This window comes from Mycolicibacterium sp. ND9-15 (genome assembly GCF_035918395.1).
In the GTDB taxonomy this organism is placed as follows: domain Bacteria; phylum Actinomycetota; class Actinomycetes; order Mycobacteriales; family Mycobacteriaceae; genus Mycobacterium.
The window spans coordinates 3,342,989-3,369,909 of record NZ_CP142362.1 but is presented as its reverse complement, the minus strand read 5'-3'; the positions used below and the strand labels follow the sequence as shown (position 1 = coordinate 3,369,909).

The following is a 26,921-nucleotide window of genomic DNA, read 5'->3' as shown; positions in this document are numbered from 1 at the left end:
CAGATCGCGCACATCTCGATCTCGGCGCGGAAGCAGGCTCAAGCCAGCGATTCCACCCACGCACGGTGCAACGCGGCATAGCGGCCGTCGGCGCGGGCGATGAGGTCGGCGGGCGCGCCGTCCTCCACGATCCGCCCGTGCTCGAGCACCAACACCCGGTCGGCGATCTGCACGGTCGACAGTCGGTGCGCGATGACGAGCGCGGTGCGGTCGGCCAGCACCGTCTCCAGCGCGCGCTGAATCATGCGTTCACTCGGGATGTCCAGCGATGACGTCGCCTCGTCGAGGATCAGCACCGCGGGGTCGGCGAGGAACGCCCGCGCGAACGCGACCAGTTGCCGCTGTCCCGCCGAGAGCCGGCCGCCCCGTTTGGCCACGTCGGTGTCGTAGCCGTTGGGCAGCGCGGCGATGAACCGGTCGGCGCCGACGGCTTCGGCCGCCGCGGCGACCTCTGCGTCGGTGGCGTCGGGTCGACCGAATCGGATGTTGTCGGCGATGGTTCCGTCGAACATGAAGTTCTCCTGCGTGACCATCACGACATGGCGGCGCAGTTCGATCTGCGAAAGCTCACGCAGGTCGACACCGTCCAAAGTCACTGCGCCGCAGGTCGGGTCGTAGAACCGGGCGATCAGCTTGGCGATCGTGGTCTTGCCCGCACCGGTGGTGCCGACCAGCGCGACCGTCTGCCCGGCCGCCACCGTGAAGTTCAGGTCGGGCAGCACGGGACGGCCCGGGACGTACTCGAAACGTACGTCGCGGAACGCGATCTCCCCACGCACCGCGGCCAGCGTGCCGGGGTGCTGTGGGTCCTTGATGCCCGGACGCTCGGCCAGCACGCCCGCGAGCTTCTCCAGCGCCGACGCCGCGGACTGGAACATGTTGAAGAACTGCGAGATCTCCTGCATCGGTTCGAAGAACATGCGCAGGTAGAGCAGAAAGGCGGTCAATGTGCCGATGGTCATCTCGCCGTTGAGAACTCGGTAGCCGCCGTAGAGCAGCACCACGCCGGTAGTGAGGTTGCCGACGAGCTTGACGCCCGGCATGAAGATCGCAAGCAGTTGGAAGGTGCGCTCGTTGTCATCCTTGTAGCGATCGGCGATGTCTTCGAAGATCTGCTGGTTGCGCGGTTCACGGCGATAAGCCTGCACGGCTTTGATGCCCGTCATCGTCTCGACGAACTGCACGATCACCAGCGCGGCGCTCTCCCGCACCCGACGATACGTCTTCGTCGACTCGTTGCGGAACCACCACACCAGCGCGACCAGCACCGGGAACGCACCCAGGCACATCAATCCGAGCCGCCAGTCGAGCGCGACGAGCAGGACCGCGGTGCCGAAAAGCGTGAGTACAGCGGTGACCAGGCTGTCGAAACCGGTCTCCAGCATGTCTTGGATGGCCTCGACGTCGTTGGTGGACCGGCTCACCACCCGGCCCGAGGTGTAGCGGTCGTGGAACGCGATGTCGAGGCGCTGGAAGTGCCGAAACACCCTGCGGCGCAACTCCACGAGTACCTTCTGCCCGATGCGGCCCGAGCGCCGCAGGAAGAAGATCCGACTGGTGGCCTGAACCAGCACGACGACGGCGAGGGTGCCGACGATCATCAGCAGCGTGTGAGCCGGGCCGCCCTCGACGATCGGCGGGATGCCGCGGTCGATGCCGCGCTGCACGAGGATCGGAACCGAAAGGCGCGCCGCATTTTCCACCACGACGACGAGGGCGAGCAGCGCGACGGCCAGACGGTAGGGCCGCAGCAGCGAGCCCAGCAGAACGCGCGCCTCTCGCCGTCGGTCGACGCTCTCGTCGATGGGCAGGTCGTCCTGCTGTTCTTCGAACTTGCCGCGCCATTCCGTCGTCGTCATCGGCGCTCGGCCTCCGAGGTGGCGAACCGCCGCCGCGCGCGGTCGCGTTCCAGCGCCTCCTGCTCCTCGACGGCGTGGTCGAGCCGGCTGCGGTCCCGGTCGTCCTCCCACGCGCATGCCCGTTCGGTGCCGTCGTCGAGTTGGTCATCGGCGGCCAGCAGATAGCGGTACTGCGGGACCTCGGCCAGCAGCTCGGCGTGGGTGCCGACGTGGGTGATGGTGCCGTTCTCGAGCAGGGCCACCTTGTCGGCGAGCAGCACCGTCGAAGCACGATGCGCCACAACGACTCCCGTGACGGAGTGCAGTACACGCCGCAGCGCCTCCTCGACGACCGCCTCGGTGTGCACGTCGAGCGCCGACAGCGTGTCGTCGAGCACGAGGACCTTCGGCGCCGCCAGGATCGCCCGCGCCAGCGACAGCCGCTGCCGCTGCCCACCGGACAGGCTCATCCCCTGTTCGCCGATGCGGGTGTCGAGACCGAACGGCAGGTCGTAGACGAACTGCGCGGCCGCGACCTCGATGGCCCGTGCCAGCTCTTCGTCAGACGCGTCCGGACGCCCGAGTCGGAGGTTCTCGGCAACCGACATGGAGAACAGCGTGGGATCCTCGAATGCGGTGGCCACCGTCTGGCGCAGGGCGGGCAGGGTCAGCTCGCGGATGTCGCGGCCGTCGATGCGGATGGACCCCTCGGAGACGTCGTACAACCGCGACAGCAGCGCGGTCAGCACCGACTTGCCCGACCCGGTCAACCCGACCAGCGCGAGCGTCTTGCCCGGCTCGACGGTGACGCTGACATGCCGCAAAGTCCATCTGTCCGGCTCGCCGGACGGTGCCACTCTGTCGGAGTCTGGAAAGCGAAAACCGACGTCGATCAATTCGAGGCGGCCACCGCGAGACGGCCGGTCAACGGGGCCGTCAACGATATCGATTGGCGCATCGAAGATTTCGGCGATCCGGCTGGCGGCGGTGAACGACTCCTGCGTCATCGACAGCAGGAAGCCCAGCGAGGCGATCGGCCAGACCAGCGACAGCATCATCGTGATGAACGCGACCAGCGTGCCCATCGTCACGCGGCCGTGGCCGGCGGCGTAGGCACCGAAGCCGAGCACCACGATCAACGTCAGGTTCGGGATGACCTCGAGCAGCGTCCAGAACTTCGCGGACACCGACACCCGATCGATCTGGGTGTCATAGAGATTGGTGAGTTGTTCGTCGAACCGGTCGTAGACGTAGTCCTCCCGACCGAAGGACTTCACCACCCGCAGCCCCAGCGCGGACTCCTCGACGTGGGTGGCGACGTGGCCGGCCTGGTCCTGAGCCAGCCGCGACAGCCGCGTGTACTCCTGCTGAAAATGCAGGACGGTCAGCGTGATCGGCACGATCGACACCACCACGACCACACCCAGCGGCCAGTACATCGCCAGCAGGATGGCCGTCACCACCGCGATCTGTAAGCCGTTGAGCAACAGGAACAGCAATCCGAACGACATGAAGCGGCGAATCGTGCTGAGGTCGTTCATGATCCGCGACAGCAGCTGACCGGACTGCCAGCGGCCGTGAAAGCTCATCGGCAGGATCTGCAGTCGCGAGTAGAGGTCCTTGCGGATGTCGGCCTCGACGCCCATCGTCGCGCGGGCGGCCAGCCAGCGCCGGATGAACCACAGCACGGCCTCGGTGATGCCGACGCCCATGGCGGCGGCGCCCAGCAGCCACAAACCCTGCTGGTCCTGGTGCCGAACGGGGCCGTCGATGACGGCTTTGGTCATCAGCGGGATCGACACCGTGGCGGCGAGGCTGGCGGCCGCGACGGTCACCATCGCGATCCACCGCGCCCGGTACGGCATCAGGTACGGCAGCATCCGCCACAGGTCCGAGCTCGCGCGCCGGCGTTGCGGTGGCGGTGCGATGGCCGGCGCGCAGCGCAGGGCATCGAGGACGGGGTCTACGGAGTCAACCACTTAGTCCATCTTCCCATGCGGGCCGTCGAGGCAAACGGATAACGGACTGTCGCGAAAATGTATTCCGGCAGCGGAAGCTCGAGTAGACGCCGCTGGAATACAGTTCCGCGGTCCCATGCTCATTAATTCACCGTAAAACCTCAACAATGGATGAGGTCAACGGCTTCCCGCGCCGCGGACCAGGTGAGACGGCCGCGGTCGATCAGCGCGCGGCCAACGCCATGCGGCGTAGGTCAGATACACCGTCACGGCGAGTTCTCGATCCGGCCCGCGGCGCCGCTCAACTGGCGTTGCGTGCGACGCTGTGGGCACCTCCTTGATCTCGCCGGTCTCGTCGACGACCAGAATTTCGCAGGGTCGCGGGACGCGTCGACGACGTCATCGACCAAATCGTCGCGGAGGTCATCGACGTCCCAACTGGCCCGCGCCACCAGGTGCTGCGATCCGCCCAGGGTATCCTCACCGCGGTGCTCGGCGATGGTCCAGCAACGCTTGCGATCCAAGGCTGAGGCCATGCCGGCCATCAACTCCCGGCATGGCGCAAACGGCTAGTAGCTGGCAAATCGCGGCGCGATGCGATCCAACAATGCGGCGATCTCAGTCCGCCATCGATCAGGGTCTACGCTGCGAACCGCGGCGGCCGCGGCACACTCGATTGTCTTCACAAACTCCGAACAATTGCCGTGACTACCGCCCCGACCAGCCAGACACGCCAAGCCCGCCAACCCGATCCACGACTGCTGTACTAGGGCGTGTCTGACAAAGGTTTTGGGTGCCGTGCCTGAAGCTTGAGGGATGTCGCGATTCGAGTTGTTGTCCGATGCCCAGTGGGCGTTGATCGAGGATCTGTTGCCAGTGCGGACGGGCAAGCGGGGCAGGCCTTTCCAGAATGCCCGCTCGATGGTGGAGGGGATCATCTATCGGTATCGGTGTGGAATCGCCTGGCGTGATGTTCCCGAGGCGTTTGGGCCGTGGCAGTCGATCTGGACCTGGCATCGACGGATGAGTGCCGATGGCACCTGGGACAGCGTGTTGGCGCGGTTGCTAGCCGCCGCCGAGGAGGCCGGGATCATCGATTGGGCGGTGGCCGTGGATTCCACGATTGCGCGCGCCCATCAGCACGCCACGAACGTCACCCGCCACACAGGGGGCTGGGTCGAATTACACGAATCCGGGCGTCGAGCCGCCTGACCACGGTATCGGTCGCTCACGCGGCGGGCTGACCAGCAAGATCCATCACCTCGTCGACGGCCGAGGACGACCCATGGTGGTGCTTGTGGGCCCTGGCCAAGCCCACGACGGGCCGATGTTCGAGCATTTGCTCGCGCACTTGAAAGTGGACCGCCGCCGCGGTGGCCGAGCGCGTACTCGTCCCGATCGCGTCCGCGGGGATCGGGCCTATTCCAGCCGCGTGACCCGCACTCGACTCCGCCGGCGCGGGATCGGCGCAGTGATTCCCGAACCGTCGGATCAGATCGCCCACCGCAAGCGGCGAGGATCGCGCGGCGGACGACCACCGGCTTTCGACGCCGAGGATTACAAGGGCCGCAACGTCGTTGAACGCAACTTCAACGTCGTTAAGCAATGGCGCGGATTGGCCACCCGCTACGACAAACTCGCCATCGTCTACCGCGGCGCAGCAGTCCTACGCGCCATCACCCTCTGGCTACCCCATTTATCAGACACGCCCTAGTACTGCAGCCGTAGATCGGGATCATTGATTTAGGCGTCGTCGGTAGTGCGATATCCGTGCTCGGTACTGGTGGCGTCTTCGCCATCGTGACCAGGCCAGCAGGCTGGTGAGGGTCTGGTTGGTGACGAGCAGCAGGGCGTCGAATAGTCGACGAAACTCGTTGACTGTCAAGGCGATCAGGCCTGTCGGGGCGGGTTGAGTGTCGCGTTCGATGGCGCAGGCCACGGCCAAGAAGGCATGCGCGAGCATGGCCAAGGTGGTCCAGCGATACCAGGAAGTCCAGCGCCGGACCTGATGCTGGTCGAGGCCGACAAGACCTTTGGCAGCTTGGAAGGATTCCTCGATGCGCCAGCGTTGTCCGGCCACGGCAACCAGGGTGCGCAGCGGGACCGGCCGCGGGCTGTAGCAGCGTAGGTAGGCGTGCTCGCCGGTCGTATCGTTGCGGCGGATCAGCAAATGGTGCACACCGTTGTCGGTGTCGTCTTCAGGTAGCAGCCGAAACCACGCCCAGGAGTACAGCCGGGGGCCGTGTGCCCCGGCGCCGGCGGAATGGCGCTGCCAAGCGTGAGCCGGGATCAACGCCGGCAGCGCATCGACGCGTATCGGACCGGCGTGAGTGGGCACCCGGCGGTTGGCCGCGATCGCCAGCACGTAGCCCAGGCCGTGCGTGCGCACGTCGGCCCGCAGGCGCGGGTCAGCGCCGTAGACTTCATCGCCGGCCACCCACCCCGCGGGAATCTTCGCCTCGACAGCGCGAGCGATCAGCGCCCGGGCCAGCCCCGGCTTAGTCGAAAAACCCCTGTGCTCGTGGGGAATCCCCGCATCGGTGCAGCGGTCAGGATCCTCGGTCCAGGACTTGGGCAAATACAGGGCCCGGTCAATCAGAGCGTGTCCGCGGGGTGCGGCGTAGGTCAGATACACCGCCACTTGGGAGTTCTCGATGCGGCCCGCGGTACCAGAGTATTGGCGCTGCACACCGACCGAGCGGGTGCCCTTCTTGACATCCCCGGTTTCATCGACGACCAGGATCGCCTCGTGATTTCCGAAGGCGTCGATGACGTAGTCGCGCAGATCGTCGCGAACGTCATCGGCGTCCCAGCTGGCGCGTGCCAGCAGATGCTGCAGACCATCGGGCGTGGCCGCGCCGCGGTGCTCGGCGATCGTCCAGCAATTCTTGCGATCCAGACCCGACACCAGTCCGGCCATCAACGCGCCGGCATGCCGCAGCGGCGCGTAGCGGGCAAAACGCGGCGCGATGCGGTCCAACACCGCCGAGAACTCGGCCTGCCGTCGGTCAGGGTCTACGCTATGAACCGCGGCGGCCGCGGCATTTTCTGTTGTCTTCACAAACTCTGAACAATGCCGCGGTCACCGCCTTGACCTGGGCAGACACGCCGAATCCCACCACACCCGATCTACGGCTGCAGTACTAGCCCTGGGAGTAGTTGCCTTTTGGCACGACATGTGCACTGCGCGCGTGGCGGCAGGCGGACGTTAAGGAGGTTTCGTGGTTTCCAAACCTAAAGCGGTGGTATTGGGTCTTTTTCAGCCTGCCGCGCTCGGCTTGATGCTGTTCCTGGCAGCAGGCACGGTCAACTACTGGCAAGCATGGCTTTTTCTGGCAGTGATAGTCCTGATGACATCGATGTTCACCGGCTACTTACTGCGCTCCCATCCCGCTGCGCTTCGACGGCGGATGCGTTCTGGGCCGACAGCGGAGACCCGAAAGGCGCAGAAGGTTCTAATTGCCGGCTGGTACTTGACGCTGGCAGCAATGTTCTTGGTCAGCGTCTTCGACCATCGCCTCGCCTGGTCGTCGGTACCTGCGGCAGTCAGCTTGATTGGTGATGTTTTGGTAGCCGGTGGACTCGTTGTGGTTGGTCTGGTGGTCATTCAAAACAGCTATGCGGCGGCAACCGTTCGTGTCGAGGCAGGCCAAGAGCTCGCCTCCAGCGGTCTGTATGGGCTGGTGCGCCACCCCATGTACACCGGCAACGTGATCACGATGGCCGGTATCCCCCTTGCGCTCGGTTCCTACTGGGGGCTCGTCCTCGTCGTACCTGGTGTGTTCGTGCTCGGCCTCCGCATCCGCGATGAGGAGAAGATGCTCCACGAGGAGTTGGACGGATACCGCGAGTACACGCGAAAAGTTCGCTATCGCTTGGTGCCCGGAGTGTGGTGACAGCTGAGCCATTCGCTCGGTTTGATGTTGTCGGCCTGGTGTTTACACATCGCCGGCCGGGCTCACATGCTGGCTCAAGCCCTTAACGGACGGCGCATCGACCAAGGTGGTCACCGCGAGCTGGATACCGAAAGTGGTGTTGATTGCAACGATCACACGCATGGCGGAAAGCGAATCCCCGCCCAGGTCGAAGAGCGAGTCATCGACGCCGACGCCGTCTACCCCCAGTACCTCGGCGTAGATGCCGACCAGGATCTGCTCGACCAGCGTTGCCGGGGGCCGATTCCCACCACCGCTGTCGGGGTATTCGGCTGCCGGTGTCGGCCGGGTCAGCACCGCGCGATTGCCCCAACCGTCGAGCCGGGAGTGCTCCCCTGTATCCAGCACGTCCATCGACGACAACCGCTGGGACGGGTCGGCGGTCATGGCCGCCAACACCCGCTCGAACCGCTCGATCAGCGCTTCGATGCCTGCCACGTCGAACACATCCGTGCGGAATTGGACGCGTAGGTCCAACTCATGGCCCGGCACGGCTTGGATCGTAAGCGGGTAGTGGTAGTAGTCGCGGTCGGTGGCCTCGGTGATGGTCAGCCCGTCGAGGCCGGACAATGCGGTGGTGTCGACCGGGTAGTTCTCGTACACGAAAACGGTGTCGAACAGTTGGTCAAGACCTGTCACGCGGTGGATCTCGGTGAGGGCCAGGTGTTGATGATCCAGGGTGTGGTTGTGGAGGTTTTGCAGTTGGGTGAGTAGTTCGGCGACGGTGGTGGCCGCGGTGCTGCGCGCCCGCACCGGAACCGTGTTGATCAACAGCCCCACCATCGAGTCCGCACCGACAATCTCGGCGGGCCGCCCCGAGACCACCGCACCGAAGGCGACATCGTGCTGACCGGTCAGCCACATCAGCAGCTGCGCCCACGCGCCCTGCAGCACGGTACTGACCGTGGTGTGCTGCAACCGCGCCAACTCGCCGAGCGCCCGCGTGATCTGCTCAGAGACCCGAAACGATGTCATCGCGCGCGGCCCCAGACTCAACCGATCCGGCGCCGCCACCAAAGTAGGGGTGTCAAAGCCAGCAAGCACCTCACCCCAAACCGCTTGAGCCGCATCACCATCCCGATGGGCCAGCCAGCTCACAAACCTGCGATAGGACACCGCCGCAGGCAGCCGATGCCCGTGATAGCAGGCGAAAATCTCCTGCAGCAGGATCGACTTCGACCAGCCGTCCATCACGATGTGGTGATTGGTCAGCACCAACCGGTGCCGATCTGGCGCGGTGCGGATCAACACCACCCGAAACGCCGGCTGCTCGGCCAGATCACCCACGGCGGCGCGCTCGCGCGCACACAGCTGCGCGACCTGCTCATCGACATCGCGCTCAGCGTCCAGTTCGACATAGCACCACTGCGGCACCGCATCAACGGGAATGACCTGCACCGGCTCATCGAACTGAGCCCAAAAACGGGCCACCAGATTGGGATGCCGGCCCACCACGGTGGCCACCGCCTCACCCAACCGGCGCTCATCGAGGCGCCCGGCCACACTGATATCCAGCTGCACCGCATACACATCGTCACCAGATCCCTGCGCAGCGCTGGCATGAAACAACAGCCCCTGCTGCAACGGGGTCAACGGCAACACATCAGCAACCCGATACAGCCGCTCCAGCTCATCGATGCGCTGCTGACTCAACCGGGCAGGGACAATATCGGACGGGGTCAACCCGCCCCCACCACCGCGCACCAGCGCGCAGATACCGGCCAGGGCCTCAAACCACAACCGGCTCAGCCGACTGACCTGCCCACGATCAACAACCGACGGCGCCCACATCCAGTTCGCATGCAGATACGGACCGGCCTCACCGTCCACGGTGCCGGCATTGAGCTCCACGCTATGCCCCAACGGCATGGGCACCGCATTGGTGGCCGCGGTGACCGCCAATGCATCCGGGCTGATCTGCCACAGATCATCAGAGGTGATAGCGCCTGAGCCGCCTATCCGTCCCAGATAGTTGAATCCGATGGGCGGGTCGACCGCGTCCAGGTCGACCTCGGGGTTCAAATAGCGCAGCAACCCGTACGTCAGGCCATCCGGCAGCGCGCGCAGCTGTTCTTTAGCCTCTTTGATCACCGCCCCCAGCGCCGCCTCACCGGCAAGCACCTGCGCCCAGTCCAGCCCACCAACGCTCAACGCCACCGGATACTTGGTCGTGAACCACCCCACCGTGCGCGTCAAGTCCACATCGGGAGCCAACTCCTCGTGGCGCCCGTGGCCCTCCACATCAATACCGACCGGCGCCCCACCCACACCCGAGAACTCCGCGCATGCCAAGGCGAACGCGATCAACAAAATGTCATGCACCCCGGCATGAAACGCCGCCGGCACCTCACCCAACAGCATCCGGGTGCTCTCGGCATCCAACTGCACCGACAAATGCCCGGCAACCTCAAACGTATCCACCGCCGGTTGCACCGCCGCCAACACCGCCGGGGCCGCCGCCACCTGCCGCCACACCCCGGCCTGGGCCACCACCTCGGGATGCTGCGCATACTCAGCCAACAGCGACGCCCACCGAGCAAACGACGTCCCCGCCGTCGATAAGACCACCGGCTGCCCGCCGCGATGCTGAACCCACGCCATATTGAGGTCATCCAGCAAGACCCGCCACGACACCCCGTCCACGGCGAGATGGTGAATGATCAACGCCAGCCGGCCGGTCGAAGTCACCCACACCGCACTGAGCATCACCCCAGCAGCCGGACTCAACCGCGACCGCGCCGCCACCAGCGCCTCCTCAGACAACACCTCCACCGACTGCACACACTCACGCGCCAGCACCGAACCGACCTCGGGCACCGTCAACGACCAATTCCCCGCACCGTCAACATCGACACGCAGCCGCAACATCGCGTGCCGATCCAACAGCGCCTGCAACAAAACCACCACATCGGCCTCGGTCACCCCAGCCGGAGCCTGCACCACCACCGCCTGGTTGAACTGATCCACCGGGCCATCCACTGCGTGTAGCCAGCGCATGATAGGAGTGGCCAGCACCTCGGCGGCCCCTTCATCGACGGGGCCGCCTCCGCCGGCCACCCCGACTACCCGAGCCAGCCGCGCCACAGTCTGCTCGACGAAGATGTCCCGCGGTCGACATGTCACACCAGCGAGCAACGCCCGCGCCGCCACCTGTATGGCCAAGATGCTGTCGCCGCCCAGTTCGAAGAACGAGTTGTCGACACCGACCCGCTCCAACCCCAGCACCTGGGCATAAATACCGGCCAGGATCTTCTCGACCTCGCTGGCCGGGGCACGATACCGATCGACATCCTGGTATTCGGGTGCGGGTAGCGCGCGGGTGTCGAGTTTGCCGTTGACCGTCAACGGCAACCTGTCGAGCGCCACCACCGCCGCGGGCACCATATAGCCCGGCAACCGCTCAGCCAGCTGCGCGCGCATCCGGGCCGGGTCCGCCGTGCCGGTGATGTAGCCGACCAGGCGCTTGTCACCGGGGCGGTCCTCACGGGCGATCACCGCCGCCTGCTCCACCCCAGCCAGCGCACTCAAGGCGGCCTGGACTTCACCGAGCTCGATGCGATACCCGCGAATCTTGACCTGCTCATCGCCGCGACCCAAATACCGCAGCTGACCATCAGCACCCCAACACACCAAATCCCCGGTGCGATACATCCGCGTCCCGGCCCCACCGAACGGGCACGCCACAAACCTCGACGCACTCAACCCCGACCGGCGCAGATACCCAACCCCCAACCCAGCGCCGGCCACATACAACTCCCCCACCACACCGGCAGGCACCGCACGCAACCACCCATCGAGCACGAAGAAACCCAGATGGGCCAACGGCACCCCGATCGGGCTGGAATTCCTACCGGCATCACCATCGCCGATCTCCCGGAACGACGCATGCACCGTCGTCTCGGTAGTGCCATACATGTTGACCAGCCGTGGCAACCCCGGATGATTGGCCAGCCACGTCCCCAGACGCTGGGGGTCCAGCGCTTCCCCGGCGAAGATCACAGCCTCGAGCTTGAGCTGCTGCCCCAACTCAGATGCCAGCGCATCAGCGGTTTGCAGCGTATAAAACGCCGACGGCGTCTGGCTCAACACACCAACCTGTTCGCTGACCAGCAGGGCGTGGAAGTCCTCCGGCGAACGCAACACCGCATCTGGCACCACCACCAACCGCCCACCACTGAGCAGCGCACCCCAGATCTCACACACCGAAACGTCAAAGGCATAGGAATGCCACTGCGACCAGACCGCCGCCGCCGGCAGATCCGCATACACCGACTCCAACAACCGCGTCACATTGTGATGAGTGATCGCAACACCTTTCGGGACACCAGTGGTACCCGAGGTGTAGATGATGTACGCGATGTCCTCAGCGCTCGGCGCCGGCAGCGCCGTGCAAGGCTGAGAGTCGACGATGGGATCGTCGACATCGATGACCACCACATCATGGCCATGCAACCGATCAGCCAACCCGACCGTGCTCAACGCAGCCACCGGCGCGGCATCAGCGAGCATGAACCCGATCCGCGCCTCGGGATGACCCGGATCGATCGGCAGATAGGCCGCCCCGGTCTTGAGCACCGCCAAGATCGACACCACCGCCTCGACCGACCGCGGAAACAGCAGCGCCACACACTCACCCGGGCCCGCACCACGAGCAACCAACAGATGCGCCAACCGATTCGCCCACTCATCGAGCTCGCGATACGTCACAGAACGACCCAGGAACGTCAGCGCCACCGCCTCCGGAGCACGAGTCACCTGCGCAGCGAACACCACCGGAATCGACACCGACGCCGGCGCCGGCTCACTCAACACCGCCCGATTACCGATCTCATCCAACCGGACCCGCTCACCGGCATCGAGCACATCAATCGATGACAACCGCCGCGCCGGATCAGCGGTCATCGCCACCAACACCCGCTCCAACCGCTCGACCAACATCTCAACACTGGCCACATCAAACACATCAGTGCGGAATTCCACCTCCCCACCGATCCCGGTGGCCTCGCCGGCCGGGCTCCAACGTTCGCCAAACGAAAACGTCAAATCCATGCGGGCGGTGCGGGTGTCGGACGCCAGTGGCGTGACTTGCAGATCGGCCAAACTCAGCGCGGCAGCGGGGTCGTTGTTCTGCCACGCCAACATCACTTGAACCAGCGGGTGATGGGTCAGGCTTCGGGTGGGGGCGATCCGCTCCACTAATAACTCAAACGGCACATCCTGATGCTCATAGGCGGCCAGACTGCGCGCACGCACCTGACCCAACAACTCAGCGACACTGGGATCCCCAGCCAAGTCGACCCGCAAGACCAAGGTGTTGACGAAGAAACCCACCAAGTCATCAAGTGCGCTATCACGGCGTCCGGCGATCGGAAACCCGACCGCCACATCAGCGGTGGCACTCAGTTTGGACAACAACACCGCCAGGGCGGCCTGCATCACCATGAAGGTGGTCGAGTTGTGTTCACGAGCCATCTGGGCAACCCGCTGTCGCAGGTCAGTCGGCCAGTCCACCGCTACCCGCGCGCCGCGGTGGTCGGCCACTGCAGGGTAGGGCCGATCAGCGGGCAGCTGCAGCCGCTCGGGCATACCACTCAGGGCCTGCTCCCAGTAAGTCAGCTGAGCGGCGATGCGGCTGTCGGCGTCATCGAGATCGCCCAGCTGTCCGCGCTGCCACAACGTGTAATCCACATACTGCACCGGCAGCGGCTCCCAAGCAGGAGCCTGCCCGGCACACCGAGCGGCATAAGCCACCCCCAGGTCCTGCGTCAGCGGTGCGATCGACCAACCATCAGCGGCGATGTGATGCACCACAATCGCCAGCACATGCTCCTCGTCGCGCACCCGGAAAAGCGTTGCCCGCAAAGGGATCTCGTTCGCCAAGTCGAAAGGTTCACACACCCTCGCGCTGGCGCCGTCGTGAAGCTGGGCCGCCGCCCATCCGGTGGCGTCGACTAGCTCCCAGCCGAACCTGACCCGCTCGAAGGGAACCACCAGCTGCTGGGGGATGCCGTCTTCCGCCGGGAACAGCGTGCGCAGGGTCTCATGGCGGTCCACCAAATCGCCCATCGCCAGACCCAACGCCTCGACATCGAGGCGCCCGTTCAACCGCAACACCGCCGTCAAGTTGTAAACCGGCGAGGGTCCCTGCAGCTGGTCGATGAACCACAACCGGTTCTGGGCAAACGACAACGGCACCACCGCCGGTCGCTCCACCGCCACCACCGGCGCGAGCCAGCCCGTCTCACCACCGATACGCGGAGCCAACTGAGCCACCGTAGGCGTCTCAAATACGGTGCCCACCGAAAGGTGTGCATTCAGGCCGGTATTGACTGCAGCGATCAGGCGCATCGCCGACAGCGAATCCCCGCCCAGTTCGAAGAAGGAGTCGTCGACCCCGACCCGCTCGACACCGAGTATCTGGGCGTAGATGCCAGCCAAGATCTCCTCAGTGAGATCAGTCGGAGCCCGATACTGATCAGCCTCGGCGTACTCGGGTGCGGGTAGCGCGCGGGTGTCGAGTTTGCCGTTGACCGTCAACGGCAACCTGTCGAGCGCCACCACCGCCGCGGGCACCATATAGCCCGGCAACCGCTCAGCCAGCTGCGCGCGCATCCGGGCCGGGTCCGCCGTGCCGGTGATGTAGCCGACCAGGCGCTTGTCACCGGGGCGGTCCTCACGGGCGATCACCGCCGCCTGCTCCACCCCAGCCAGCGCACTCAAGGCGGCCTGGACTTCACCGAGCTCGATGCGATACCCGCGAATCTTGACCTGCTCATCGCCGCGACCCAAATACCGCAGCTGACCATCAGCACCCCAACACACCAAATCCCCGGTGCGATACATCCGCGTCCCGGCCCCACCGAACGGGCACGCCACAAACCTCGACGCACTCAACCCCGACCGGCGCAGATACCCAACCCCCAACCCAGCGCCGGCCACATACAACTCCCCCACCACACCGGCAGGCACCGCACGCAACCACCCATCGAGCACGAAGAAACCCAGATGGGCCAACGGCACCCCGATCGGGCTGGAATTCCTACCGGCATCACCATCGCCGATCTCCCGGAACGACGCATGCACCGTCGTCTCGGTAGTGCCATACATGTTGACCAGCCGTGGCAACCCCGGATGATTGGCCAGCCACGTCCCCAGACGCTGGGGGTCCAGCGCTTCCCCGGCGAAGATCACAGCCTCGAGCTTGAGCTGCTGCCCCAACTCAGATGCCAGCGCATCAGCGGTTTGCAGCGTATAAAACGCCGACGGCGTCTGGCTCAACACACCAACCTGTTCGCTGACCAGCAGGGCGTGGAAGTCCTCCGGCGAACGCAACACCGCATCTGGCACCACCACCAACCGCCCACCACTGAGCAGCGCACCCCAGATCTCACACACCGAAACGTCAAAGGCATAGGAATGCCACTGCGACCAGACCGCCGCCGCCGGCAGATCCGCATACACCGACTCCAACAACCGCGTCACATTGTGATGAGTGATCGCAACACCTTTCGGGACACCAGTGGTACCCGAGGTGTAGATGATGTACGCGATGTCCTCAGCGCTCGGCGCCGGCAGCGCCGTGCAAGGCTGAGAGTCGACGATGGGATCGTCGACATCGATGACCACCACATCATGGCCATGCAACCGATCAGCCAACCCGACCGTGCTCAACGCAGCCACCGGCGCGGCATCAGCGAGCATGAACCCGATCCGCGCCTCAGGATGACCCGGATCGATCGGCAGATAGGCCGCCCCGGTCTTGAGCACCGCCAAGATCGACACCACCGCCTCGACCGACCGCGGAAACAGCAGCGCCACACACTCACCCGGGCCCGCACCACGAGCAACCAACAGATGCGCCAACCGATTCGCCCACTCATCGAGCTCGCGATACGTCACAGAACGACCCAGGAACGTCAGCGCCACCGCCTCCGGAGCACGAGTCACCTGCGCAGCGAACACCACCGGAATCGACACCGACGCCGGCGCCGGCTCACTCAACACCGCCCGATTACCGATCTCATCCAACCGGACCCGCTCACCGGCATCGAGCACATCAATCGATGACAACCGCCGCGCCGGATCAGCGGTCATCGCCACCAACACCCGCTCCAACCGCTCGACCAACATCTCAACACTGGCCACATCAAACACATCAGTGTCGAATTCGACGCGAAGGGCCAGTTCGCGGCCAGGTCGGGCCACCACCGAAAGTGGGTAGTGGTTGTGTTCGCTCGCGCTGATCTCGCTGATGGCCAGCCCGTCGGCGCCGGACAAAGCGGCGCTGTCGATCGGGTAGTTCTCGAAGACGAAAAGGGTGTCGAACAGGTAATCATGACCTGTGACGCGGTGAATGTCGCTGAGCGCCAGGTGCTGGTGCTCAAGGGTGCGGGTGTAGGCGGTCTGCAGCTGATCGAGCAGGTCGGCAGTCGTGGTTGACGTTGTGGTACACGCCCGCACCGGGACCGTGTTGATCAACAGGCCCACCATCGATTCCGCACCGACCACCTCGGCTGGCCTACCCGAGACCGCGACGCCAAAGGCGACATCATTGTGTCCGGTCAGCCACATGAGCAGCTGCGCGAAGGCACCCTGCAGGACGGTGCTGACGGTGGTGTGTCTCGAGCGCGCCAACTCGCCGATAGCGTGCGTAGTACGCTCGGGCACGCAAAACGATGCAACGCTTCGCAGCCCTCGTTCTAACCGAGTTGGTGGACCCACCAATGTCGGGGTTTCGAAACCGGCCAACACCTCCTGCCACGCCGCGTGGGCATCAGCGAGGTCTCGATCCGCCAGCCAGCTAAGAAGGGTGCGGTACGGTACGGCCGCCGCTAGCCGCTGCCCGTGATAGCAGGCGAATATCTCCCGCAACAGGATCGGCAGCGACCAGCCATCAAGCACGATGTGGTGATTGGTCAGCACAAACCGGTGCCGATCTTCTCCGATGCGGATCAAAGCGACTCGGAAGGCCGTCTCATGGTCGAGGTCGCACACCGCGGCGCGTTCGGTGGCGCAGAGGTGGTGAACCTGCTCGTCGACATCGACGTCGGCGGCACCGGTGTCTAGCTCGACATACCGCCAGGGCGCATCGGGGTCAGCCGGGATGATCTGCACCGGCTCGCCGAACTGCGTAGAGAATCGGGCCGTCAGGTTCGGATGCCGGCTAACCACCCTGTGCACGGCGTCGCGCAGGCGCTGTGGGTCAAGCGCACCGGTCACAGTGATTCTCAGCTGCACCGCATAAACCTCGTCGCCGTTGCCTTGACCGGTGCTGGCGTGAAAGAGCAGCCCCCGCTGCAAGGGCGTCAACGGCAACACATCAGCGACTCGCATATGCCGCTCAAGCTCGTCGATCTGCTGCTGACCAAGCTCGACAAGCGCGATATCGGAGGGCGTCAACCCACCCCCACCCCGATGGACGTGCGCGCAGATGCCGGCCAGGGCCTCAAACCACAACCGGCTCAACCGTCTTATTTGCTCCTCACCGACCGCCGAGGGCGCCCACGACCAGTTGGCGTGCAACTGCGGGCCGCTGTCTGTCTCCACTGTGCCGGCGTTCAACTCGACGGTATGCGCCAGCGGCATGGGAATAGCCGCGACCGCACCGGTCAATGACAACCCCTTGGGGCTGATCCGCCACAAATCCTCGGAGGGCTCGGCTGCCGCAGCGCCCAGACGTCCCAAATAGTTGAATCCGATGGGCGGGTCGGGCGCGTCCAGGTCAACCTCGGAATTCAGGTAGCGCAGCAACCCGTACGTCAGGCCATCAGGCAGCGCGCGCAACTGTTCTTTAGCCTCTTTGATCACCGCCCCCAGCGCCGCCTCACCGGCGAGCACCTGCGCCCAGTCAAGCCCACCAACGCTCAACGCCACCGGGTACTTGGTCGTGAACCACCCCACCGTGCGCGACAGGTCCACATCGGGAGCCAACTCCTCATGGCGCCCGTGACCCTCCACATCAATCCCGACCGGCGCCCCACCGGTGCCCAAAAACTCGGCCCACGCCAAGGCGAACGCGATCAACAAAACGTCGTGCACCCCGGCATGAAACGCCGCCGGCACCTCACCCAACAGCGTTCGGGTGGTCTGGGCATCCAGCGTCACCGACTGCTGCCCAGCGCTGGCATAGGTATCCGTCGCGGGTTGCACGCCCGGCAACTGGGCGGGGGTCGCCGCCACCCGCCGCCACACGTCGGCCTGCTCCACCACATGTGGGTGGTGCGCATACTCTGCCAATAGCGACGCCCACCGGGCAAACGAAGTCCCAAACGCCGGCAACGCCACAGGCTGCCCACCGCGATGCTGAACCGAAGCGACATTGAGATCCTCGAGCAACACCCGCCAAGACACCGCATCGACGGCGAGATGGTGGATGACCAACACGAGCTGGCCGATCGAAGTAGCCCACAGTGCGCTGAGCATCACGCCGGCGGCCGGGTCCAACCGCGACCGCGCCGCTACCACCGCCTCCTCGGACAACACCTCCACCGCCTGCAGGCACGCAACGGCGGAGATCGAGCCCACCTCGGGCACCGTCAACGACCAATTCCCGGCGCCGTCGTCATCGACACGCAGCCGCAACATGGCGTGCCGATCCAACAGCGCCTGCAACAGGACCACCACGTCGGCCTCGCCGACCCCGTCGGGCGCTTGCACCACTATCGTCTGGTTGAACTGATCGACCGGGCCGTCCACATTCTGAAGCCAGCGCATGATTGGCGTGGCCACCATCGGCCCGACACCTTCGTCAACCACATTGGCCTCGCCGGCGGCCAGCCGAGCCACCCGGGCCAGCTGGGCCACGGTCTGCTGGACGAAGATGTCGGGCGGACGGAAAAGCAAACCAGCTTCCCGGGCCCGCGCTACCACCTGCATCGACAAGATGCTGTCCCCGCCGAGGTCGAAGAACGAGTCGTCGACCCCGACCCGGTCCACCCCGAGCACCTGGGCATAAATACCGGCCAGGATCTCTTCGACCGCGTCGGTCGGGGCGCGATACCGATCCGCCTCGGCGTATTCGGGTGCGGGCAGGGCGCGGGTGTCGAGTTTGCCGTTGACCGTCAACGGCAGCCTGTCGAGCGCCACCACCGCCGCGGGCACCATATAGGCCGGCAACCGCTCGGCCAGCTGCGCGCGGATCCCGGCCGGATCTGCGGTGCCGGTGAGGTAGCCGACCAGACGTTTGTCACCGGGGCGGTCCTCGCGGGCGATCACCACCGCCTGCGCCACCCCAGCCAGCGCACTCAACGCGGCCTGCACCTCACCGAGCTCGATGCGATACCCGCGGATCTTGACCTGCTCATCAGCACGACCCAAATAGGCCAGCTGACCATCAGCACCCCAGCACACCAAATCCCCGGTGCGATACATCCGCTGCCCCGGCGCTCCCGCACCACCGAACGGACACGCCACAAACCGCGACCCGGTCAACCCCGACCGACCCAGGTACCCGACCCCGACCCCCGCACCGGCCACATACAACTCACCGACCACCCCGATCGGCACCGCACGCAACCAGCCATCAAGGACAAACAACGCCGCAGTCGGCACCGGCGCACCGATCGGCGCCGCCCCCGACCCCACCCCGAGCGGGGCACTCATCGAGGCATACACCGTGGTCTCGGTCGGGCCGTAAGCATTGATCACCACCCGCCCCGGCGCCCACCGATCCACCACCTCCCCCGAAACGGCCTCACCACCAAGCAACAACGCCACCGACTCCAACCCCCGCGGCGACAGCGCCCCCACCGCCGACGGGGTCTGCGTGAGCACATTGACCCGTTCAGAAACCAGCAACGCCTGGAAATCGTGCGGCGAGCCCACCACCTCCTCAGGCACCACCACCAACCGCCCCCCACCCAACAGCGCAGCCCAGATCTCCCACACCGAAAAGTCAAACGCATACGAATGACACTGCGTCCACACCTGTTCGGCGGGCAGCTGCGGCGGCGAGGACTGCGCCAAATGAGCCAGATTGCGGTGAGAGATACCCACCCCCTTAGGCACACCAGTAGTGCCCGAGGTGTAAATCAGATACGCCAAATCATCAGCAGCCGGCGCCGGCAGCGCAGCGCTGGGTTGGGTGTCAACGGCGGGATCGTCGACATCAACGACCACCAACTCATACCCATCCAACCGGGCAGCCAACTGCGCAGTGCTCACCGCAGCCACCGGACCCGCATCAGCGATCATGAACTTCACCCGCGTGTCCGGCAACGCCGGATCCATCGCCAGATACGCCGCCCCCGACTTGAGCACCGCCAACATCGCCACGACCGCCTGCGCCGAGCGCTCCAACAACAACGCCACACAGTCACCCGAGCCCACACCCCGGCCACAAAGCACCCGCGCCAACCGGTCCGACGCCTCATCAAGCTCGCCATAACTCAACGAACAACCCTCGAACCTGACCGCCACCGCCTCCGGGGCACGCGCCACCTGCACAGCGAACAACGCGGGTATCGAAACTGGCCTTGCGGGTTCGGTCAACACCACACGATTACCGAACTCACCCAGCCGAACATGCTCAGCTGCATCAACCACATCGATCGACGACAACCGCGCCAACGGATCAGCAACCATCGCCACCAACACACGACGGAACCGCTCAATCAGCGCCTCAATGCTCCCAAAATCGAAAACATCGGTGCGGAACTCCACCGCCCCGCCGATGCCGGCCGGCTCACCGGCCTCGGTGAAACATTCCGACAACGACAACGACAGGTCCATGCGTGCGGTGTGCGAGTCCACCGGCACCGGCGTGACGTCAAGCTCACCCAACGCCAACCCGGCCGTGGAGCCACCGGGCTGCCCGGGCAGGTTCTGCCAGCCCAACATCACCTGCACCAGCGGGTGATGGGCCAGCGACCGGATGGGGTTAAGCCGCTCGACGAGCACCTCGAACGGCACATCCTGATGCTCGAAGGCGGCCAGGCTACGCTGGCGCACCTGAGCCAACAACTCTGCAACCGTGGGATCCCCGCCCAGATCCACCCGCAACACCAAGGTGTTGACGAAGAAACCCACCAACCCATCCAGCGCCGGGTCGGAGCGCCCGGCGATCGGGAACCCCACCGCCACATCACTGCTGGCGCTCAGCCGAGACAGCAGCACCGCCAAAGCGGCCTGAACCACCATGAAACTGGTCGCATTATGTTCACGGGCCACCTCACGCACCCGCAACTGCACATCAACCGGCCACTGCACTGCCATCGTGGCCCCACGCTGATCGGCCACCACCGGATAGGGCCGATCGGTGGGCAACACCAGCCGCTCCGGCAACCCGGCCAGCGCATCCTGCCAATAAGCCAACTGCGCACCGATACGACTGCCGGGATCGTCGAGATCACCCAGCTGCGCGCGCTGCCACAACGTGTAATCCACATACTGCACCGCCAACGGCGCCCACCCCGGCGCCCGCCCCGCACACCGGCTGGCATAGGCCACCCCCAAATCACCCACCAGCGGGGTGATCGACCAGCCGTCAGCAGCGATATGGTGCACCACACCCACCAGCACATGCTCATCATCGCCAACACGGAAAAGCGTTGCCCGCAACGGGATTTCAGCTGCCAGATCAAAACTGTGACGCGCCGCGGTGCCGATGGCCTCACCCAGCCGGGCCGGTGACCAAGCGGTCGCATCGATGACCTGCCAACCCAAGTCGACCCGCTCCGCCGGCACCACCTGCTGGAACGGCACACCGTCCGCGTCAGGGAACACGGTGCGCAGCGACTCATGGCGCACCACGACATCACCGAAGGCCGCGCCCAACGCCGGAGCATCAAGCCTGCCGCCCAGCCGCAACACCACCGCCAAGTTGTAAACCGCTGACGGCCCCTGCAACTGATCGACAAACCACAACCGCTGCTGAGCAAACGACAACGGCACCACCGCCGGCCGCTGCCCAGCCACCAACGGCTCCAGCCCACCCGAACCCCCGCCGATACGCGGTGCCAACCGAGCCACCGTCGGCGCCTCAAACAAGGTGCGCACCCCCAGGCCGGCATCCAGGCCGGCGTTGATGGTGGCGACCAAACGCATCGCCAACAACGAATCCCCGCCGAGGTCGAAGAACGAGTCGTCGACCCCGACCCGGTCCACCCCGAGCACCTGGGCATAAATACCGGCCAGGATCTCTTCGACCGCGTCGGTCGGGGCGCGATACCGATCCGCCTCGGCGTATTCGGGTGCGGGCAGGGCGCGGGTGTCGAGTTTGCCGTTGACCGTCAACGGCAGCCTGTCGAGCGCCACCACCGCCGCGGGCACCATATAGGCCGGCAACCGCTCGGCCAGCTGCGCGCGGATCCCGGCCGGATCTGCGGTGCCGGTGAGGTAGCCGACCAGACGTTTGTCACCGGGGCGGTCCTCGCGGGCGATCACCACCGCCTGCGCCACCCCAGCCAGCGCACTCAACGCGGCCTGCACCTCACCGAGCTCGATGCGATACCCGCGGATCTTGACCTGCTCATCAGCACGACCCAAATAGGCCAGCTGACCATCAGCACCCCAGCACACCAAATCCCCGGTGCGATACATCCGCTGCCCCGGCGCTCCCGCACCACCGAACGGACACGCCACAAACCGCGACCCGGTCAACCCCGACCGACCCAGGTACCCGACCCCGACCCCCGCACCGGCCACATACAACTCACCGACCACCCCGATCGGCACCGCACGCAACCAGCCATCAAGGACAAACAACGCCGCAGTCGGCACCGGCGCACCGATCGGCGCCGCCCCCGACCCCACCCCGAGCGGGGCACTCATCGAGGCATACACCGTGGTCTCGGTCGGGCCGTAAGCATTGATCACCACCCGCCCCGGCGCCCACCGATCCACCACCTCCCCCGAAACGGCCTCACCACCAAGCAACAACGCCACCGACTCCAACCCCCGCGGCGACAGCGCCCCCACCGCCGACGGGGTCTGCGTGAGCACATTGACCCGTTCAGAAACCAGCAACGCCTGAAAATCGTGCGGCGAGCCCACCACCTCCTCAGGCACCACCACCAACCGCCCCCCACCCAACAGCGCAGCCCAGATCTCCCACACCGAAAAGTCAAACGCATACGAATGACACTGCGTCCACACCTGTTCGGCGGGCAGCTGCGGCGGCGAGGACTGCGCCAAATGAGCCAGATTGCGGTGAGAGATACCCACCCCCTTAGGCACACCAGTAGTGCCCGAGGTGTAAATCAGATACGCCAAATCATCAGCAGCCGGCGCCGGCAGCGCAGCGCTGGGTTGGGTGTCAACGGCGGGATCGTCGACATCAACGACCACCAACTCATACCCATCCAACCGGGCAGCCAACTGCGCAGTGCTCACCGCAGCCACCGGACCCGCATCAGCGATCATGAACTTCACCCGCGTGTCCGGCAACGCCGGATCCATCGCCAGATACGCCGCCCCCGACTTGAGCACCGCCAACATCGCCACGACCGCCTGCGCCGAGCGCTCCAACAACAACGCCACACAGTCACCCGAGCCCACACCCCGGCCACAAAGCACCCGCGCCAACCGGTCCGACGCCTCATCAAGCTCGCCATAACTCAACGAACAACCCTCGAACCTGACCGCCACCGCCTCCGGGGCACGCGCCACCTGCACAGCGAACAACGCGGGTATCGAAACTGGCCTTGCGGGTTCGGTCAACACCACACGATTACCGAACTCACCCAGCCGAACATGCTCAGCTGCATCCAGCACATCCACCGACGACAACCGCGCCAACGGATCAGCAACCATCGCCACCAACACACGACGGAACCGCTCAATCAGCGCCTCAATGCTCCCAAAATCGAAAACATCGGTGCGGAACTCCACCGCCCCGCCGATGCCGGCCGGCTCACCGGCCTCGGTGAAACATTCCGACAACGACAACGACAGGTCCATGCGTGCGGTGTGCGAGTCCACCGGCACCGGCGTGACGTCAAGCTCACCCAACGCCAACCCGGCCGTGGAGCCACCGGGCTGCCCGGGCAGGTTCTGCCAGCCCAACATCACCTGCACCAGCGGGTGATGGGCCAGCGACCGGATGGGGTTAAGCCGCTCGACGAGCACCTCGAACGGCACATCCTGATGCTCGAAGGCGGCCAGGCTACGCTGGCGCACCTGAGCCAACAACTCTGCAACCGTGGGATCCCCGCCCAGATCCACCCGCAACACCAAGGTGTTGACGAAGAAACCCACCAACCCATCCAGCGCCGGGTCGGAGCGCCCGGCGATCGGGAACCCCACCGCCACATCACTGCTGGCGCTCAGCCGAGACAGCAGCACCGCCAAAGCGGCCTGAACCACCATGAAACTGGTCGCATTATGTTCACGGGCCACCTCACGCACCCGCAACTGCACATCAACCGGCCACTGCACTGCCATCGTGGCCCCACGCTGATCGGCCACCACCGGATAGGGCCGATCGGTGGGCAACACCAGCCGCTCCGGCAACCCGGCCAGCGCATCCTGCCAATAAGCCAACTGCGCACCGATACGACTGCCGGGATCGTCGAGATCACCCAGCTGCGCGCGCTGCCACAACGTGTAATCCACATACTGCACCGCCAACGGCGCCCACCCCGGCGCCCGCCCCGCACACCGGCTGGCATAGGCCACCCCCAAATCACCCACCAGCGGGGTGATCGACCAGCCGTCAGCAGCGATATGGTGCACCACACCCACCAGCACATGCTCATCATCGCCAACACGGAAAAGCGTTGCCCGCAACGGGATTTCAGCTGCCAGATCAAAACTGTGACGCGCCGCGGTGCCGATGGCCTCACCCAGCCGGGCCGGTGACCAAGCGGTCGCATCGATGACCTGCCAACCCAAGTCGACCCGCTCCGCCGGCACCACCTGCTGGAACGGCACACCGTCCGCGTCAGGGAACACGGTGCGCAGCGACTCATGGCGCACCACGACATCACCGAAGGCCGCGCCCAACGCCGGAGCATCAAGCCTGCCGCCCAGCCGCAACACCACCGCCAAGTTGTAAACCGCTGACGGCCCCTGCAACTGATCGACAAACCACAACCGCTGCTGAGCAAACGACAACGGCACCACCGCCGGCCGCTGCCCAGCCACCAACGGCTCCAGCCCACCCGAACCCCCGCCGATACGCGGTGCCAACCGAGCCACCGTCGGCGCCTCAAACAAGGTGCGCACCCCCAGGCCGGCATCCAGGCCGGCGTTGATGGTGGCGACCAAACGCATCGCCAACAACGAATCCCCGCCGAGGTCGAAGAACGAGTCGTCGACCCCGACCCGGTCCACCCCGAGCACCTGGGCATAAATACCGGCCAGGATCTCTTCGACCGCGTCGGTCGGGGCGCGATACCGATCCGCCTCGGCGTATTCGGGTGCGGGCAGGGCGCGGGTGTCGAGTTTGCCGTTGACCGTCAACGGCAGCCTGTCGAGCGCCACCACCGCCGCGGGCACCATATAGGCCGGCAACCGCTCGGCCAGCTGCGCGCGGATCCCGGCCGGATCTGCGGTGCCGGTGAGGTAGCCGACCAGACGTTTGTCACCGGGGCGGTCCTCGCGGGCGATCACCACCGCCTGCGCCACCCCAGCCAGCGCACTCAACGCGGCCTGCACCTCACCGAGCTCGATGCGATACCCGCGGATCTTGACCTGCTCATCAGCACGACCCAAATAGGCCAGCTGACCATCAGCACCCCAGCACACCAAATCCCCGGTGCGATACATCCGCTGCCCCGGCGCTCCCGCACCACCGAACGGACACGCCACAAACCGCGACCCGGTCAACCCCGACCGACCCAGGTACCCGACCCCGACCCCCGCACCGGCCACATACAACTCACCGACCACCCCGATCGGCACCGCACGCAACCAGCCATCAAGGACAAACAACGCCGCAGTCGGCACCGGCGCACCGATCGGCGCCGCCCCCGACCCCACCCCGAGCGGGGCACTCATCGAGGCATACACCGTGGTCTCGGTCGGGCCGTAAGCATTGATCACCACCCGCCCCGGCGCCCACCGATCCACCACCTCCCCCGAAACGGCCTCACCACCAAGCAACAACGCCACCGACTCCAACCCCCGCGGCGACAGCGCCCCCACCGCCGACGGGGTCTGCGTGAGCACATTGACCCGTTCAGAAACCAGCAACGCCTGAAAATCGTGCGGCGAGCCCACCACCTCCTCAGGCACCACCACCAACCGCCCCCCACCCAACAGCGCAGCCCAGATCTCCCACACCGAAAAGTCAAACGCATACGAATGACACTGCGTCCACACCTGTTCGGCGGGCAGCTGCGGCGGCGAGGACTGCGCCAAATGAGCCAGATTGCGGTGAGAGATACCCACCCCCTTAGGCACACCAGTAGTGCCCGAGGTGTAAATCAGATACGCCAAATCATCAGCAGCCGGCGCCGGCAGCGCAGCGCTGGGTTGGGTGTCAACGGCGGGATCGTCGACATCAACGACCACCAACTCATACCCATCCAACCGGGCAGCCAACTGCGCAGTGCTCACCGCAGCCACCGGACCCGCATCAGCGATCATGAACTTCACCCGCGTGTCCGGCAACGCCGGATCCATCGCCAGATACGCCGCCCCCGACTTGAGCACCGCCAACATCGCCACGACCGCCTGCGCCGAGCGCTCCAACAACAACGCCACACAGTCACCCGAGCCCACACCCCGGCCACAAAGCACCCGCGCCAACCGGTCCGACGCCTCATCAAGCTCGCCATAACTCAACGAACAACCCTCGAACCTGACCGCCACCGCCTCCGGGGCACGCGCCACCTGCACAGCGAACAACGCGGGTATCGAAACTGGCCTTGCGGGTTCGGTCAACACCACACGATTACCGAACTCACCCAGCCGAACATGCTCAGCTGCATCCAGCACATCCACCGACGACAACCGCGCCAACGGATCAGCAACCATCGCCACCAACACACGACGGAACCGCTCAATCAGCGCCTCAATGCTCCCAAAATCGAAAACATCGGTGTCGAATTCGACGCGGAGTCCTAGTTCGCGGCCCGGGATGGCTTGCAGCGTCAGCGGATAGTGGGTCGATTCGCGTGTCGTGAACTCAGTGACGGCCAATCCGTTGGCGCCGAACGACTGTCCGGTGTCAACGGGGTAGTTCTCGAAGACGAAGAGGGTATCGAACAGTTGATCCCGGCCGATGGCGCGATGGATCTCGATCAGTG

Annotated in this window: 7 protein-coding genes (1 of these 7 cut by a window edge); 2 read left to right on the top strand and 5 right to left on the bottom strand. The window is 65.4% G+C overall.

Annotation, left to right across the window (positions count from 1 at the left end):
• Positions 1 to 38: 38 nt before the first annotated feature.
• The 3 genes from QGN32_RS15985 to QGN32_RS15975 form a co-directional block, all read right to left on the bottom strand.
• Positions 39 to 1,859 (bottom strand): ABC transporter ATP-binding protein, encoded by a 1,821-nt coding sequence (locus tag QGN32_RS15985; RefSeq protein ID WP_326545313.1) that lies wholly within the window; start codon positions 1,857 to 1,859, stop codon positions 39 to 41.
• Positions 1,856 to 3,817, bottom strand: a complete 1,962-nt coding sequence (locus QGN32_RS15980; RefSeq protein ID WP_326545312.1) for an ABC transporter ATP-binding protein — start codon at positions 3,815 to 3,817, stop codon at positions 1,856 to 1,858. The genes QGN32_RS15985 and QGN32_RS15980 overlap by 4 nt, the downstream gene beginning before the upstream one ends.
• Before the next feature lie 245 nt (positions 3,818 to 4,062).
• A complete protein-coding gene (locus tag QGN32_RS15975; protein WP_326545311.1) occupies positions 4,063 to 4,332 on the bottom strand; it encodes a hypothetical protein in 270 nt (89 codons plus the stop codon).
• 280 nt (positions 4,333 to 4,612) lie between these two features.
• Here QGN32_RS15975 and QGN32_RS15970 point away from each other — a divergent pair.
• A protein-coding gene (locus tag QGN32_RS15970; RefSeq protein WP_326545310.1) for an IS5 family transposase occupies positions 4,613 to 5,510 on the top strand; the annotation gives its coding sequence in 2 pieces (ribosomal slippage) (positions 4,613 to 4,959 and positions 4,958 to 5,510; 900 coding nt in all).
• Between the two features lie 21 nt (positions 5,511 to 5,531).
• Here the strand turns inward: QGN32_RS15970 and QGN32_RS15965 are convergent.
• Positions 5,532 to 6,776, bottom strand: a complete 1,245-nt coding sequence (locus QGN32_RS15965) for an IS701 family transposase (RefSeq protein WP_442791844.1) — start codon at positions 6,774 to 6,776, stop codon at positions 5,532 to 5,534.
• Positions 6,777 to 7,077: 301 nt separating this feature from the next.
• Here QGN32_RS15965 and QGN32_RS15960 point away from each other — a divergent pair, with 301 nt between their 5' ends.
• The gene (locus tag QGN32_RS15960; RefSeq protein WP_326549102.1) at positions 7,078 to 7,692 is read left to right on the top strand and encodes a methyltransferase family protein; all 615 of its coding nucleotides are present in this window, start codon (positions 7,078 to 7,080) and stop codon (positions 7,690 to 7,692) included.
• 42 nt (positions 7,693 to 7,734) lie between these two features.
• On the opposite strand, the gene QGN32_RS15955 is transcribed toward QGN32_RS15960, so the two are convergent.
• Positions 7,735 to 26,921: the 3' portion of a non-ribosomal peptide synthase/polyketide synthase gene (locus QGN32_RS15955; protein ID WP_326545309.1), read on the bottom strand. Its footprint extends 13,081 nt past the window's final position; 19,187 of the gene's 32,268 nt are visible here — the last part of the coding sequence; its start codon lies off the right edge, out of view — the gene reads right to left on this strand; its stop codon occupies positions 7,735 to 7,737.

Coding starts and splice junctions, on each gene's coding strand:
- QGN32_RS15975 (WP_326545311.1), bottom strand. CDS start 4,332: ATGGCCTCAGCCTTGGATCGCAAGCGTTGCTGGACCATCGCCGAGCAC.
- QGN32_RS15985 (WP_326545313.1), bottom strand. CDS start 1,859: ATGACGACGACGGAATGGCGCGGCAAGTTCGAAGAACAGCAGGACGAC.
- QGN32_RS15960 (WP_326549102.1), top strand. CDS start 7,078: ATGCTGTTCCTGGCAGCAGGCACGGTCAACTACTGGCAAGCATGGCTT.